We start from the raw sequence: 15656 nt of genomic DNA on the forward strand, positions 1-15656 counted from the left end.
AACCCCACGCATCAGGAGAGTTTACATGACGAGCAGTTACAGTGCCGATCAGATTCAAGTTCTGGAAGGTCTGGAAGCCGTCCGCAAAAGACCAGGAATGTACATCGGTACCACTGGACCGCGAGGACTCCACCATCTAGTTTACGAGGTGGTGGACAATTCAATCGATGAGGCTTTGGCGGGTCATTGCACTCATATAGAGGTGGATATCAACGCTGATGGTTCCGTGACTGTAACAGATGATGGTCGCGGTATTCCCGTCGATACTCACTCGCGCACTGGGAAATCAGCTTTAGAAACCGTGATGACGGTACTACACGCTGGTGGTAAGTTTGGCGGCGGTGGCTACAAGGTTTCTGGAGGATTGCACGGGGTTGGTATTTCTGTTGTTAATGCCCTATCTGAAGTTGTAGAAGTTACAGTTTGGCGAGATAAAAAGGTTCATCTCCAACGCTATGAACGCGGTATCCCAGTTACTGAACTGCAAACAAAGCCTTACAAAGAAGCGAGAACTGGAACTTCTGTCACCTTCAAGCCAGATACCCAAATCTTTACAACTAGCATTGAGTTTGATTACATTACTTTATCAGGTCGCCTACGGGAGTTGGCGTATCTGAATGCAGGTGTCAAAATTACCTTTACTGACAACCGTCTAGAACTACTAAAAAGCGATACACCGAAGGTAGAATCCTACAATTACAAGGGTGGGATCAAAGAGTACATTGCTTACATGAACCGTGAAAAGCAACCTCTGCATGAAGAAATTATCTATGTACAGGGCGAACGCAACAACGTACAAGTGGAAGTTTCTTTGCAATGGTGTACTGATGCCTATACGGATAATGTGCTAGGTTTTGCTAACAATATTCGTACCGTGGATGGTGGTACGCACTTAGAAGGGTTGAAGGCAGTTCTGACTCGGACATTAAATGCGATCGCCCGCAAGCGCAATAAGATTAAAGAGAATGAGCCTAACCTCAGTGGGGAACACGTCCGCGAAGGTTTGACTGCGGTAATTTCCGTTAAAGTCCCAGACCCAGAATTTGAAGGACAAACCAAAACCAAACTCGGTAACACTGAAGTACGGGGAATTGTCGATTCTTTAGTGGGAGAAGTCCTCACTGAATATCTAGAATTTCATCCTGCGATCGCAGATTCAATTTTAGATAAAGCTATCCAAGCTTTCAAAGCCGCAGAAGCAGCACGTCATGCGCGGGAATTAGTTCGACGCAAATCTGTACTAGAATCTTCACCATTACCTGGTAAATTGGCAGATTGTAGTTCTCGCGATCCTAGCGAATCTGAGATATTCATCGTGGAAGGGGACTCAGCAGGCGGGAGTGCCAAACAAGGACGCGATCGCCGCACCCAAGCTATCTTGCCTCTACGTGGTAAAATTCTTAACATTGAAAAAACCGATGACGCTAAAATTTATAAAAATAACGAAGTTCAATCGTTAATTACAGCACTCGGTTTAGGTGTCAAAGGTGATGAATTCGATTCCAACCAACTGCGCTATCACCGCATAGTCATCATGACAGATGCTGACGTAGATGGGGCGCACATCCGAACTTTGTTGTTAACATTCTTCTATCGATATCAGCGATCGCTCATCGAACAAGGCTTTATTTATATTGCTTGTCCCCCACTGTTTAAAGTAGAACGGGGACGTAATCATGAGTATTGCTATAGCGATCGCGAAAAGAATCAAGCGATCGCCAAATTCCCTGCTAACGCCAACTATACCATCCAACGCTTCAAAGGTTTGGGTGAAATGATGCCACAACAACTCTGGGATACCACCATGAACCCAGAAACCCGCAAAATGAAGCAAGTCGAAATTGAGGACGCTGCCGAAGCCGATCGCATCTTTACAATCTTAATGGGCGATCGCGTCGCACCCAGACGAGAATTTATCGAAACTTATGGTTCTAAACTCAACTTCACCGATTTAGATATTTAATATCAATTCCTAGCACTACTCTAATAATTTGTGACATTGGTAATGAGTGATACGTTTTCACCCATTACCTTTTTTATATTCTAGGCTTCTATAAAATACTTCTTTTGGATGATGACAAAGCAATATTCCATAAATACTTTATACAACTGTGCCTCTGCGGTAGTCTCCGGCAAGCCCTACGGGTGACGCTCGTACCGACGCTCGTTCCTCTCTACGAGACGCTGCGCGTAGCTCGCTTCTCCGTAGGAGTACGCTAACGCCAGTTCCTTTATGCCGGGGAACCCGTCCACCGGACTGGCTCACCGCTTTGCGTTTATGTTATTCCGTAACTCTTGCGTAAATTTGAAATTTTTGATAGACCATATAATTTGCTTATTGTCAATATCTGACGAAAATTCAATCTTCTAGTGTTAGCAAAACTACCAACTTTATTGGAAAGCTAGTTGGCACAATACTTTTTGCACTGACTAGCTAATTAATTTTGTCCACCAACTAGAAACACATTTGTTATGCTTTAAGAAAATCACTGAATATCATCTATCAAACAGCAATTAATAAGTATTTTGAGGATTTCTCATCATAAGATGACAGGAAGTTACTGAAATATAAGTATTGAAATTTACAATTAAGTTACGCAATCCAGCTTTGTAACTAAAATTATCAGGTAATTTTCTGGGTTCTCTCGGCTTGAGATAATGCTACTGGAAGCACACACCATCTGGCTGAAAACTTGTTAATATCTTCATGTACTGCCGTAGCGATCGCGATTGTATCGTATGTATCTAATGAAGTTTTGCCAGAAATAGGACTATACTGGCAAATTCACAGGACAAATTGTTTTTGAATTGATTAAAATATCCTTGTATACAATAAGAAGAGTTTGTCAAGTTTCATAGGGCTGAAATCGCCACAGTGCGCTAACGTGTGAATAAGGCCGAATTAGTTAAACCTAAATTGATCTGCCATCAGGTCGATATACTACAGCCTCAACTCCTCAGTTAAGGTAATTAGTAAGCAGAAGGTTAATTTCTTTAAGGCAAGCACCGCCACCCTGGTTGTATTTACCCAATCGAAATACTAGCTTTAATCTCAGGAATGCGTAATTTATGAAGGAAATGTAAAAATGGGTGGATTAATACTTGTCGTCTGAGTTAACATACAATGCACTCTTCCTAAGTAATTAATGTTGTGTAAAATACATGAAATCGAGCAGGAGCAAGCGTACTTACTTTGTAATGTAATAAGAACGTCACTGCAATTCCGAAAAGTGGAGAAAAATTTCAGGGTATAACTCTTGTTTTTAATGTCTTTTTGGTAATAGTGGCTAATAATTACTCTGGGAGTTCATGATTAATACACAAAAAGAGTGCAATTTCTGTGAAACAGGCTACAATCGGAAGAGTCTTTATAAGAAAATCTGCCAGCAGTCTGAACTCATTAGTATAGAGTGGCAAATTTTTTCAGAAAGACGAGTATTTTTTTTGACCAGTTAGTTGAAAGCAATATGTGATAGCAACACATATAACATTTACTAGGGTGAGCAAATCACTTTTAGAAATGGCTTAAACTAAAGTAAAAAAACCTCCTACCGGAGGTGCAAAAGATCCGAAAATATTTCTGGCAAATCTGCCAAAAAGCTTATTTTCGGTTGACAATTGGCTCGTTTAAAAGAGCAGTAAACACATCTTGAGTAATTGATTCTGCAAGGAGCATGAGGAACGCGGCATGAACCAGGCTAACAACGTACTCGAAAGCATATATCAGCCTGACCTAGAAATAATGAATCAGCCTGAGCTCGAGTTAGAAGAACTCTTAATAGATGATGAAGAGGACTTGCTTATCATCGATGAAGGTGACGATGAATTTTTAGAGCCTCAGTCTGATGAGGACGACGCAAAGTCTGGAAAAGCCGCTAAATCGCGTCGTCGGACACAAAGCAAGAAAAAGCATTACACAGAAGATTCCATTCGGCTTTACTTGCAAGAAATTGGTAGAATTCGGCTGTTGCGGGCAGACGAAGAAATCGAATTGGCGCGAAAAATCGCCGATTTGCTGGAATTAGAGAGAGTTCGGGAAAGACTCTCAGAACAGTTGGATCGCGATCCTCGAGATAGTGAATGGGCAGAAGCAGTACAATTGCCCTTACCAGCTTTTCGTTATCGCCTGCATGTTGGTCGCAGAGCGAAAGATAAGATGGTGCAATCTAACCTCCGTCTTGTGGTTTCAATTGCTAAGAAGTACATGAATCGTGGTTTGTCGTTCCAAGACTTAATTCAGGAAGGCAGTCTCGGTTTGATTCGTGCCGCTGAAAAGTTTGACCACGAAAAAGGCTATAAGTTCTCCACTTATGCTACATGGTGGATTCGTCAAGCAATTACCCGCGCGATCGCAGATCAATCCCGCACAATTCGTCTTCCAGTTCACCTTTACGAAACCATCTCTCGGATTAAGAAAACTACCAAGTTACTGTCTCAAGAAATGGGTCGCAAACCCACCGAGGAAGAAATCGCTACTCGGATGGAAATGACCATTGAGAAGTTGCGCTTCATTGCTAAATCCGCACAGTTGCCTATTTCACTAGAAACGCCTATTGGTAAAGAAGAAGATTCTCGATTGGGCGATTTTATTGAATCCGATGGTGAGACACCAGAAGACCAAGTTTCCAAAAATCTTCTGCGCGAAGACCTGGAAAAAGTTCTCGACAGTCTTAGCCCCCGCGAACGCGATGTACTCAGACTACGTTACGGCTTGGATGATGGTCGGATGAAGACCCTTGAGGAAATCGGACAGATTTTCAACGTCACCCGCGAACGGATTCGTCAAATTGAGGCGAAGGCACTCCGCAAGTTACGTCACCCAAATCGTAACAGCGTTCTCAAGGAATATATTCGGTAGTCAATAGTTATCAGTCATTTGTTTAAAGCGAATGACTAATTGCAAAAAAATAAAAAACCTGGTAGTGAATTAGCACTCCAGGTTTTTTTATTTATAGGTCATCTTAGATATTAAAACTTATAGGATGCCCCAAAAATGTAGAAAGCCTTGACCAGAAAAAAGCTCAACCAAAACGGCTGCTGAAAAACCAATCATTGCCAAGCGACCGTTCCAAATTTCTGCTTGTGGGGTAAAGCCCCAACGCCAAGCGTTGCGATCTTCAATTACAGGAGTAGTGACTTTTGTTGTGCTTGCATTTGTCATGGTTCGGACTCCAAACTTAATTCTTAAGGTTTATTGCCTTATGTAAACTAATATAACAAATATTTTTAGAAAGGCAACATTTTTTATACTTTTGTTTCCATAGCTTGACATAAATAGAGATAGCTATTTATACAGATTAAAACATCAGCCTTCAGTGAGATTTACTGAGATAGAAGAAATGTTACTTAGACTTTTACCTTTATAGGCTAATATATCTTGTTAAGAGTAATTATCAAGTAATTTAGTTGTGTCGCTTTATTTCCGAAAAATTTAGGATTTTAAAATAAAATTTATTGATAAAATAAGTCATTACTAGTCCATTTCCATTTCTTTTGAAGTTGAGACAAAACCAAACTGCTCATATCTCAGTGGAATGAAGCCTGAGGCATTTTGCCTCAGTTTCTCTCACAAAGCAGATAATTTCCTTTAATAATGCTGTTGTAATTCCATGTCCTCGCCACATCGGAATTGTATAAACGTTCATAATGTAGGCTTCTAAGCCTGAGAGATTGCTGTTATGAAGGGGTCGTTGAAAAAATACCAAGCCGCTAGTGGCAACAATTTGACAATCCACTTCAGCTACCCAAGCTAAAAACTCACCCGACGGCATTTTTTCGCCAATATATTTTCGAGTTGCTTCTGCTAGGTTTGTGGTGTCAGAGTCACCTTTAATATCGCCAGCCTCCCGCAGGAGTTCGAGACGCAGTTGGATTAGCGCCTCTAAATCCTGCAAGTTGGCTTGTTGCAAGTTGAACATCGCTGTGATTTACGATCGCACTTCAGCAACCGTAATGATTTTTTCATCGCGGTTGAGTTGGATGATACTTTCACCTTTGACATCCCGGCCTAAAATCGGCACTGTTTCCACAGGTATCCGCACTACCCGTTCCTTATTAGTCACTAAAGCTACCTCACCAGATGCTATCGCTATGACCATACCAGCTAAATTATCAGTTTTGCTAGCAAATTTCAGCGCTTGCGTCCCTAAATCGCCGCGATTAGCCGCTCTTAACTGACTCGCAGCCATGCGTTTGGCATATCCTTCTTGAGTAACTAGGAGCAGATGGTCATCTTTACCGACAGTCACACAGCCAACCATTTGCTGATTTTTCAATAACCGAAATGCTTGTAAACCCATCGCTGTGCGACCCATGATCGGTAATTGTTCATCATTGGTTGCGAAGCGCAATACTCGCCCACCGGAACTAGCTAAAATCAGATGTTCCCCTGGTTTTGTGAACTGGGTAAATGACAATTCATCATCGTCTTTGAGCTTTAAAATCGTGATTCCGCGCCGCGTCAAGTTTGTGAATTCTCCCAGAGACAGACGCTTAATTCGTCCCTGTTTTGTTAAGAGAATCATCTGCTGAGTTTCGAGATTATCCGGTAGTAAAAAGCGGCTGACCACAGCTTCTTGAGCGCCTTGAGCAGTATTACTGAGCATAGTAATCAAAGGTTTTCCCCGTGGAGAACGCCCAGTAGTTGGAGGGATTTCTCCCACATTTACAGGATAGACTTTGCCGCCACCGGTTAGTATTAGCAAGTCTTTTTGGGTGTCAGTCAACACGGTTTGGATAATAAAGTCATTATCATGCAGACCATTTTCAGCTTTTGACTTTCTCCCAGATGGTTGGGTGCGACGGACATAACCCCGTTGGGTAAATTCTAAAATTGCTTCTTCTGCTGGTTCAGAAGATTTCAGTTCCTCCTCCTCTGCCCTAGACTTCTGCTCTTCGGCTCTAGACTTTTGCTCCTCTCCAATTTTTGTCCGCCGGGGATCGCTGTACTTGCGCTTGAGCGATCGCAAATCTTTTTTCAGTGCTTTGAGTAATTCGCGGCGATCGTTGAGTAATTGCTCCAGCAAACTAATTTGTTCGCTGATTTGCTCAAATTCTTGCTGCAAATTTTGCTGTTCTAAACTGGTGAGGCGGCGCAACGGCATAGCCAAAATTGCATCTCCTTGTACCTCACTCAAATCTAGTTGGCTACAAAGATTTATTTTTGCCGTACTTCCATCGGGAGCTTGCCGTAAAATTTCAATTACCCGATCCAAATTAGATAGTGCTTTGAGTAAACCTTCTACCAAATGCACACGACTTTGGGCTTTCCCCAACTCGTAATTGTAGCGACGGTTCAGCGTCTCTTCCCGGAAACTCAAAAATTCTTGCAAAAGTTGACGCAAACTTAACTGACGGGGTTGTCCATTTACTATTGCTAGGAGAATTGCCCCAAACGTCATTTGCAAAGCAGTTTGGTGATATAAATGCTGGAGAACTTCTTGGGGATTGGTATCACGTTTGAGTTCAATTACTACCCGCATCCCTTCGCGATCGCTTTCATCTCGCAGATCGGAAATTCCTTGCAAACGACCTTGATTTACTAAGTCTGCTACCTTCTCAATCCACGCAGCTTTATTCACTTGATAAGGCAATTCTGTAATGATAATTGCCGTCCGTCGCTTGCTTCCCCTACTGGCTGGAATTTCTTCTAGAGTTGCGACTCCCCGCAGCAGAATTCCACCTTTCCCTATGGTGTATGCTTCCCTAATTCCAGTCTCACCAATTATTTCTCCACCGGTGGGAAAATCTGGCCCTGGAATCAACTGGAATAACTTTTCATCTGGCAAATCTGGGTTGTCGATTAAAGCAATTAACCCATCGACAACTTCCCCCAAGTTGTGGGGTGGTACATTAGTCGCCATTCCCACGGCGATCCCAGAACAGCCATTAAGCAACAGAAACGGCAATTGAGCAGGTAGCACTGTTGGTTCTTGCTGGGAATTATCAAAGTTCCCGACAAATTCCACCGTCTCTTCGCCGATTTCTGTCAGCATTCCCTCATGACTGATCGGTGCGAGGCGCGTTTCTGTGTAACGCATCGCTGCTGGCGGGTCATTATCGACGCTGCCAAAGTTACCGTGTCCTGCTAGCAAAGGATAGCGGCTAGAAAAATCCTGCACTAACCTGACTAAGGCATCGTAAACTGATTGGTCGCCGTGGGGATGGTATTTACCCAACACATCACCCACTACACGCGCACATTTTCGATAGGGTCTATCTGGTACTAAACCGAGTTCGTGCATTGCATACAAAATGCGGCGATGCACTGGTTTTAAGCCATCACGCACGTCTGGTAGCGCTCGCCCGACAATCACGCTCATGGCATATTCGAGATAAGACCGTTGCATCTCGGTGTGCAGGGCTGTTGGAATTACCTGTCCCGTTGAGAGAAGGTTTAACTGTTTTGCCATGAGTTTTTTCCCTGAAATTTAACTACACAAAAGCCGGCGGAACTCAATATTGCAGCAACCACAGCATAACGGATGAAATGGGATTCCTAACAAAATATTGATAGTCATAGAAGAAAAAGCAGTAGTATCATCCTTGATGACAAGGAGGTACATAGACTATTAAAAAGGAAACAGATAGCAGGTAGCTGTTTTAATGGAATGATAATCTGCTGCACATTTAATTTGTATAGGCTTTATAGCCAGGATACCTGCCATGACTGCATTCTCTCATTTTTAATTTTGAATTGCTTAATCCCCTCACCTCTACATCCATAACTAAAATTCTCATGAAAACTGTTTTAATTGTCGAAGACGATCTAATTAATGCTCGCGTTTTTTCCAAGATTTTGTCCAAGCGCGGCGGCTTGGGAGTAAAACATACTGAAAATGTCGAAGAAGTAATAAAAATTGCCCAATCAGGAGAAGCCGACCTGATTTTAATGGATGTTTCTCTGTCCAGAAGTGTTTACCAAGGGAAATCTGTTGATGGAATCAAGATTACACAGATGTTAAAATCCGATCCAAAAACAGCGAACTTACCTGTTATTTTGGTGACGGCACATGCTATGGAAGGCGATCGCGAAAATTTTCTCAAGCAAAGCGGCGCTGATGGCTACATTTCTAAGCCAGTTGTTGATCATCAACAGTTTGTTGATCAAATCCTCGCACTTCTACCCACAGACGGCCAATCATAATTGACGACTGATTTCAGGATATAGTCGCCCGCAAAGGTTTTTGGGCAACTATTTCCTGTATTTAATTAGTATAGATGTACTACGAAAAGGTACTATTAGGCAAGTGGTAATTGGAAAGTCAATGGGGAATGGGGAATGGGGCTAATGAAAAATTACTTCTTTCCCTTCTGCTCCCTGCTCCCTGCTCCCCTGCTCCCCGCTTCTATTGAGTAGGCTGTTTTCCAGGAGCTGATGATGAGTTTTCTGGTTGCTGTAAAGCTGCTTGAATACGGGGTAATTCTAGGAATTTTTTCGTATCAGACAGTAGGCGATCGCCCCAGAGATTTTCTTTAAGAAAATTCAAATTAGCATAGCGCTGATCGATGCGGAGTGCAGCTTCTCCCAAGCTTAATCCTTGTTGGCGTAAGCGTAGCTCGCCGGAGGCATCGCCTTGCGTATACAGTGCCACTGCCAAAGCCAATAAAGGTTCTGCGGCTTGCTTATCAAGGGTTACAGCAGATTGCCATCGCTTAATCGCTTCAGAGGTATTACCCTGTTCGTAGTTGATTAAGCCAATATTGTTGAGCGCTGGCCAGAATTTTTTATCTTGAGAGACTGCTTTATCGTACTGTGCGATCGCATCTGGCAATTTACCCAGTAGATAGTAAGCATTACCCAAATCAAACAACCCTTCTGGATCGTTGGGTTTTAACTTCAAGCCGTCTTGGTAATTGACAACCGCCGCTTGGTAATTTTTCTGCTGAAAATTAGCTGAACCCAAAGCAAACAAAATATCACCATTTTTGGGGTTGAGAGATTGCGCTTTTTTTAAGCTAGCGATCGCTCCATCAAACTCTTTGGTTTGGAGTTGCAATCCACCTAAAAGCAACCATACTTTATCATTCTTCGGAGCCAGTTGACTAGCCAGCCGCGCTCGTGGCAAAGCTAATTCAACCTGTTGAAACTGAGCTAGTTGAGCCGCCTCTTGTGCCAGACTCAACCCCTGCTTCTCTAACTTTGTCCCATCTAGTTGCAGTGTATGGGGTATTAATGCCTGCGCGTTAGCGGCTTTTGGCATACTCCACAAACTACAGACCATTAGAAAAGAAATCAAACGAACATGTTTAGGCACATTACCGCCTTTAAGCCACTAATCAAAGAATCTTTCAGCTAGCTTAAACGATCTCAGCTCTTGACGGCAGCAAAATATTACGTCATTAGTTATTGACATTCCCATCACAAAGGCAATAAATAAATAAGTAACCACTCACTTATTTATGGCTCGTATACCCAAAATCACCAATCAGCAGATATTAGAAGCGGCTCGTCAAGTTTTCCTGCAACAAGGATTTGGTGCTTCAACCTTAGAAATTGCTCAACAGGCAGGTATTTCTGAAGCTTCAATTTTCAAGCGATTCTCAACCAAAGAAGAATTATTTTTTGCGGCGATGGGAATTCCAGAAAAACCCGTGTGGGTGAGCGAGTTGGAATCTCTTAGTGGTAAAGGCGATCTCAAAGAAAACCTAATCAATATTTGCCTCCAGATTATGGAATTTTATCGTGAGGTGCTGCCTCAGATCGTGATGCTGCGATCGCGAGGCAATGCGTTTCCAGAACTTGGAGGTAATGAACCAAGACCCATACAAGATTTCAAAGCACTTACCGCTTTTCTAGAGTATGAAATCAACCAAAATCGCCTTCGCCCTTGCGATCCCCAGACAGTGGCTCATATTTTACTGGGATCGTTGATGAACTATGTTTTTTTAGAGCAGATTTCGTCTCAAAAAAGTATAAAAACAGACGTTATTTCCATAAAAAGTTACTTAAACTCTGAAGATTGTGGTACAGAAGTATCAGCATTTATCCAAAATTTTGTGGACATTATCTGGCAAGGAATTGCGCCAATACAGAATTAAATTTAAAAAAATTGGGCGTTGGATATTAATTATTCTCCCTTGTCTCCCCCTTAAAAACTGATGACTTTGGTCATACATAAGTCTCGAATTACTAATGACTTTTGTCATACATTGGTTTCAGCTTTTTGATCGATAATTATTATGTATGAATTTATACGATGAGGTAAATATCAAACATATTAATACCCAAATAAAGGCAACTATCTAAGTATTGCTGAATCTAAACCTCAGCAGAATAGAAATTTAATAGCAATGGGGAGTTAATTTCATGTTGAAGCCAAACCGTGTATCGATAGTCCTAGCTGCTGCTGCCCTGATAATTGTTCCCACTCTTTTGACTGCGTCTGCAAGTGCCCAGACGAAAGTCTATGTTGTTGGCGATCGCGATCAAAATTGGGATCGCGACGGCAGATCCTATCCTGGAGAAGTCCGAAACCCTAGAGATCGGGATAATAATTGGAACCGCGACGGCAGATCCTACCCTGGAGAAGTCAGAAACTCTAGAGATCGCGATCAAAATTGGGATCGCGACGGCAGATCCTATCCTGGAGAAGTCAGAAACTCTAGAGATCGGGATAATTGGAACCGTGACAACCAATCCTATAGCAGAGTAGTCAGACTTGGTAATGGTGACATCAGATATCCCAATGGGCAAATTATTCCTTCTAGATCCATAGTTAGACTGCGTAACCAAGGTTACTTCAGACTTCCCAACGGGGATATTCTTCTTCCCAGTCAGGAAATTGTTCCTGCTGGGAGATTAGTGAGAGTGCGTGATGATTATTTCAGACTTCCTAGTGGGTTGGTACTGCAAATAAACCTTTAAAACACTAAAAACTCAAAATCATTGTCAGTATAGGGCTACCAGGCTATAGTTTAGCCGTGAATAACTGGCTTGGTAGCCGTTCCTTATAGACAAAATGGATATGAAAATTGATACACAAAATGCCGTAGATTCATCAGTTTTAGTTCCAGAGGTAAAGAAAAAAAAGGGCAAACGAAATTGGCTCTCTTGGCTAATTGCTTTTTGCCTTTTGGGTGGAATTGGCTATGCAGTTTATTACCAAGTAGCCGTTGTTTCCCAGCAACAAGCCAGCCGTCGGGTGCTGACAAGACCTGTACAAAGGCAGAGTTTAACAATCACAGTTTCAGCGAACGGAACAGTAAAACCTGAGCGGTCAATCAACCTCAGCCCGAAAAATTCCGGTATCTTGAAAACACTGCTAGCGAAAGAAGGGGATCTCGTTAAACAAGGACAGATTGTCGCTTACATGGATGATTCCAACCTGCGAGGGCAACTTACTTCTGCTCAAGGACAATTGGCACAAGCCGAGGCGAATTTGCAAAAAGCGATCGCAGGTAATCGTCCTCAAGATATTGCTCAAGCACAAGGAGTATTAGACGAAGCCCAGGCGAATCTGCAAAAGGTACAAGCAGGCAATCGCTCTCAAGATATTGCCCAAGCACAGGCACGCTTGCAAAGCGCTCAAGCCACTCTTCGCCAAGCAGAAGATGATTTTGTTCGCAATCAACAGCTTTACAATGCAGGTGGTATATCCCTTCAGACTCTTAACCAAAACCGTGCCACTCGTGACAGCGCCCAAGCTAGTGTAAATGAAGCACAGCAAGCACTTGGGTTGCAAAAAGCTGGGTCACGTCCAGAAGACATCGAGCAAGCACAAGCTGTAGTGAAGCAGAGACAACAAGCTTTGGCACTTTTGAAAGCCGGAACGCGCCAAGAAGATATTAACGCAGCCCGTGCCCAGGTAACATCTGCTCGTGGTTCGCTGCAAAACATCCAAGCCGAAATAAATGACACAATCATTCGCGCCCCTTTTGATGGGGTAGTGACAAAGAAATTTGCCGATCCAGGTGCTTTCGTGACACCCACAACTGCCAGTAGTGAAGTCGCTTCCTCTTCTTCTTCTTCAATCTTGTCTCTAGCTTCAACAAATGAAGTTGTCGCAAATTTAGCGGAAACAAATATTTCCAAAATCAGCCTTGGTCAAAAAGTCTCGATTACAGCAGATGCCTACCCAGGAAAAACCTTTGAAGGTAAAGTCAGCCAAATTGCTGCCCAAGCAATAGTAGAACAAAACGTTACCAGTTTTGAAGTGAGAGTATCACTTTCAGACCCTCAAAGACTACTGCGGTCTGGAATGAATGCGGAAGTAGATTTTCAAGTCGGTCAGGTTGAAAACGTTTTAGTAGTGCCAACCGCGTCAGTTGTGCGCCAACAAAATGCCACAGGTGTGTATGTGACTGGAGCAGATAACAAACCTGTCTTTACTCGCATCGAGACTGGTGTCACCGCAAATAACTTTACCGAAGTTAAGTCTGGATTGACGGGAAACGAGAGAGTATTACTAAGTTTCCCACCAGGGTCACGTCCGCAATCAACACCACGAGGAGGAGTTTTCCCTGGTCTTGGAGGAGGCGGTGGAACTGGTGGTGGCGGAGGTCGTTCAGGTGGTGGCGGAAGTCGTTCAGGTGGTGGCGGCGGAGGTCGTTCAGGCGGTAGTTCGGGTGGTGGTTCCCCTTAAAGTGAGTTGTAAATAAAAGCTTATGTTTAAGATATTTAAGGGCTTTTACAAAGCTAAGAAGACCCGCACAGTACCGTTGCTGGAAATATTGACAATGGCGGCAGAGACTCTGTGGAGTAACAAATTACGCACAGGTTTAACGATGTTGGGCGTGATTATTGGGATTTCTTCAGTCATTGCCATTACTTCTGTTGGTCAGGGAGTGCAAAAGGGCGTAGAGCAACAGATCCAAGCATTGGGTACAGATGTGATCCAAATCTTAGCGGGTGCTGCAAGAAGCGGGAATGTCCGTCAAGGAGTAGGTTCTAGCAGCACCTTGACCTGGGAAGATGCAAAAGCGATCGCTACACAAGCGCCATCAGCACAGATGGTTTCTGCTTATCTCCAACGGACTGCCCAAGTTGTGTATGCAGGACAGAACACCTCAACAACCATTTATGGCACAGATTTAAATTATCCAGAAGTCAGAAATACTCACCCCCAGCAAGGGAGATATTTTACTCAAGAAGAACTAGATACTGTCGCACAGGTAGCTATTCTTGGCCCTACAGTTCAAACCACGCTCTTTGGACAGGGTGTAAATCCTATCGGCGAGAAAATTCGCATTCAGGGAGAGGCTTATCAAGTGATTGGGGTGATGGAACCTAAAGGCTCTCAGGGGCCGATGGATCGAGATGACCAGGTTTTCATTCCTCTAACTAGTATGTCGAAGAGACTAGTAGGGAACAATGCTTTGGTAGGCGTTTCTGTAAATGGAATTTTAGTCAAAGGCGCTAATCAGGAGCAGTTAGAAGCTGCTCAGTTTCAAGTTACCAATCTCTTACGTCTGCGTCACAATATTTATCCGCCACAAGCTGATGATTTTCGGCTGACTAATCAAGCTGATATTGTTAGTACTTTTACTAGTGTTGTAGGCTTATTTACAGTAATGGTAGTAGCGATCGCTGGTATTTCGTTAGTGGTTGGTGGAATTGGTATTGCCAACATTATGCTAGTTTCCGTAGTTGAGCGGACGCGAGAGATCGGGATTCGTAAAGCTGTAGGAGCCACGAATTCGGCAATCCTTAATCAATTTTTAGCTGAAGCGATCGTAATTTCCATTGTCGGCGGAGGTATTGGGATGGCCACTGGGATTTTATTAGCCTTTATAGCTTCAAGCATTTTCAAATTTCCCTTTATCATTTCTTTCTTGTCGATTATTGCTGGATTTGTACTCTCATTGAGTGTTGGCTTAGTTGCTGGGGTAATTCCAGCACGAAACGCATCTAAATTAGATCCAATTAATGCTTTAAGAAGCGACTAAATAATTCGTAATTCGTAATTCTTATGCCAACAATGATTTGGATGGAATCTATTACTAAAACTTACCACTTGGGAGAAGTTAGTGTTCCAATACTTAAGGGAATTCAACTCTCTATTGAGGAAGGGGAATATGTCTCGATTATGGGTGCGTCAGGTTCGGGTAAATCCACGCTGATGAATATTTTGGGATGTCTGGATCGTCCAACAACTGGAGACTATATTTTTGAAGGCAGAAACCTGACGACTTTTGATGATGATGAATTAGCGTATATTCGCAACCAAAGAATAGGTTTTGTTTTTCAACAATTTAACCTCTTGGCGAGGGCAACAGCACTGGAAAACGTTATGTTACCGATGGTTTACGCTAACTTACCCAAGCCAAAACGCCGTGAAAGGGCATTAGAAGCCCTGGAAAAAGTAGGATTACAGGGACGCATAGCTAACCGTCCTAGTCAACTATCTGGGGGACAACAACAACGCGTAGCGATCGCTCGTGCTTTAGTCAACCGACCTGCATTAGTTTTGGCAGATGAGCCAACAGGAGCTTTAGATACTGAAACTTCTTATGAGGTGATGAATTTGCTGACAGAACTTAATGACCAAGGAATCACAATTGTAATTGTCACTCATGAACCAGATATCGCTGCTCAAACAAAAAGGATTATTCGAGTTCAGGATGGCTTGATTGTTGGCTAATTTGTTAATATCAACTCTTAGAGGAGGAATTTAAAATTTAAATTTCTATAGGTCAATCAGGATAAAAACTTTTGA

13 protein-coding genes are annotated in these 15656 nt (G+C 42.8%); 8 read left to right on the forward strand and 5 right to left on the reverse strand.

The genetic code is table 11. The features are described 5' to 3' along the window. Positions 1-25: 25 nt before the first annotated feature. Positions 26-1963 carry a DNA topoisomerase (ATP-hydrolyzing) subunit B gene (gyrB, locus tag NPUN_RS32380; protein WP_012412584.1) on the forward strand — a complete coding sequence of 646 codons (1938 nt, stop codon included), beginning with the start codon at positions 26-28 and terminating at the stop codon, positions 1961-1963. Positions 1964-2101: 138 nt separating this feature from the next. Here gyrB and NPUN_RS42290 read toward each other — a convergent pair whose 3' ends face one another. Next, entirely contained in the window at positions 2102-2266 is a 165-nt protein-coding gene (locus NPUN_RS42290; protein WP_167315690.1) for a hypothetical protein, read from the reverse strand. Between the two features lie 1422 nt (positions 2267-3688). Between NPUN_RS42290 and rpoD the strand changes: the two genes are divergently transcribed. After that, positions 3689-4858 (forward strand): RNA polymerase sigma factor RpoD, encoded by a 1170-nt coding sequence (rpoD, locus tag NPUN_RS32385; RefSeq protein ID WP_012412585.1) that lies wholly within the window; start codon positions 3689-3691, stop codon positions 4856-4858. A gap of 117 nt (positions 4859-4975) precedes the next feature. Here the strand turns inward: rpoD and NPUN_RS32390 are convergent, their stop codons facing one another. The 3 genes from NPUN_RS32390 to gyrA form a co-directional block, all read right to left on the reverse strand. Then, entirely contained in the window at positions 4976-5161 is a 186-nt protein-coding gene (locus NPUN_RS32390; protein WP_012412586.1) for a chlorophyll a/b-binding protein, read from the reverse strand. A 358-nt stretch (positions 5162-5519) separates the two neighbouring features. Then, positions 5520-5918 (reverse strand): GNAT family N-acetyltransferase, encoded by a 399-nt coding sequence (locus NPUN_RS32395; RefSeq protein WP_012412587.1) that lies wholly within the window; start codon positions 5916-5918, stop codon positions 5520-5522. Positions 5919-5927: 9 nt separating this feature from the next. Then, complete coding sequence (gene gyrA / locus NPUN_RS32400; protein ID WP_012412588.1) at positions 5928-8411, reverse strand: DNA gyrase subunit A; 2484 nt, start codon at positions 8409-8411, stop codon at positions 5928-5930. A gap of 326 nt (positions 8412-8737) precedes the next feature. On the opposite strand from gyrA, the gene NPUN_RS32405 reads away from it, so the two are divergent. Continuing rightward, positions 8738-9145, forward strand: a complete 408-nt coding sequence (locus NPUN_RS32405) for a response regulator (protein ID WP_012412589.1) — start codon at positions 8738-8740, stop codon at positions 9143-9145. Between the two features lie 202 nt (positions 9146-9347). On the opposite strand, the gene NPUN_RS32410 is transcribed toward NPUN_RS32405, so the two are convergent. After that, on the reverse strand, positions 9348-10256 hold the full coding sequence (locus tag NPUN_RS32410; RefSeq protein WP_041565773.1) for a tetratricopeptide repeat protein: 909 nt from the start codon (positions 10254-10256) through the stop codon (positions 9348-9350). A 145-nt stretch (positions 10257-10401) separates the two neighbouring features. Here NPUN_RS32410 and NPUN_RS32415 point away from each other — a divergent pair, with 145 nt between their 5' ends. From NPUN_RS32415 to NPUN_RS32435, 5 genes are all read left to right on the forward strand, one after another. After that, positions 10402-11040 carry a TetR/AcrR family transcriptional regulator gene (locus NPUN_RS32415; protein ID WP_012412591.1) on the forward strand — a complete coding sequence of 213 codons (639 nt, stop codon included), beginning with the start codon at positions 10402-10404 and terminating at the stop codon, positions 11038-11040. A 268-nt stretch (positions 11041-11308) separates the two neighbouring features. Continuing rightward, positions 11309-11866, forward strand: a complete 558-nt coding sequence (locus tag NPUN_RS37975) for a hypothetical protein (RefSeq protein ID WP_012412592.1) — start codon at positions 11309-11311, stop codon at positions 11864-11866. Between the two features lie 100 nt (positions 11867-11966). Continuing rightward, the gene (locus NPUN_RS32425) at positions 11967-13583 is read left to right on the forward strand and encodes an efflux RND transporter periplasmic adaptor subunit (RefSeq protein WP_041565774.1); all 1617 of its coding nucleotides are present in this window, start codon (positions 11967-11969) and stop codon (positions 13581-13583) included. Positions 13584-13605: 22 nt separating this feature from the next. Beyond that, a complete protein-coding gene (locus NPUN_RS32430; RefSeq protein WP_012412594.1) occupies positions 13606-14886 on the forward strand; it encodes an ABC transporter permease in 1281 nt (426 codons plus the stop codon). Between the two features lie 23 nt (positions 14887-14909). Next, the gene (locus NPUN_RS32435) at positions 14910-15581 is read left to right on the forward strand and encodes an ABC transporter ATP-binding protein (RefSeq protein WP_012412595.1); all 672 of its coding nucleotides are present in this window, start codon (positions 14910-14912) and stop codon (positions 15579-15581) included. Positions 15582-15656 lie beyond the last annotated feature (75 nt).

The sequence above is a fragment of the Nostoc punctiforme PCC 73102 genome, from assembly GCF_000020025.1.
In the GTDB taxonomy this organism is placed as follows: Bacteria; Cyanobacteriota; Cyanobacteriia; order Cyanobacteriales; family Nostocaceae; genus Nostoc; species Nostoc punctiforme.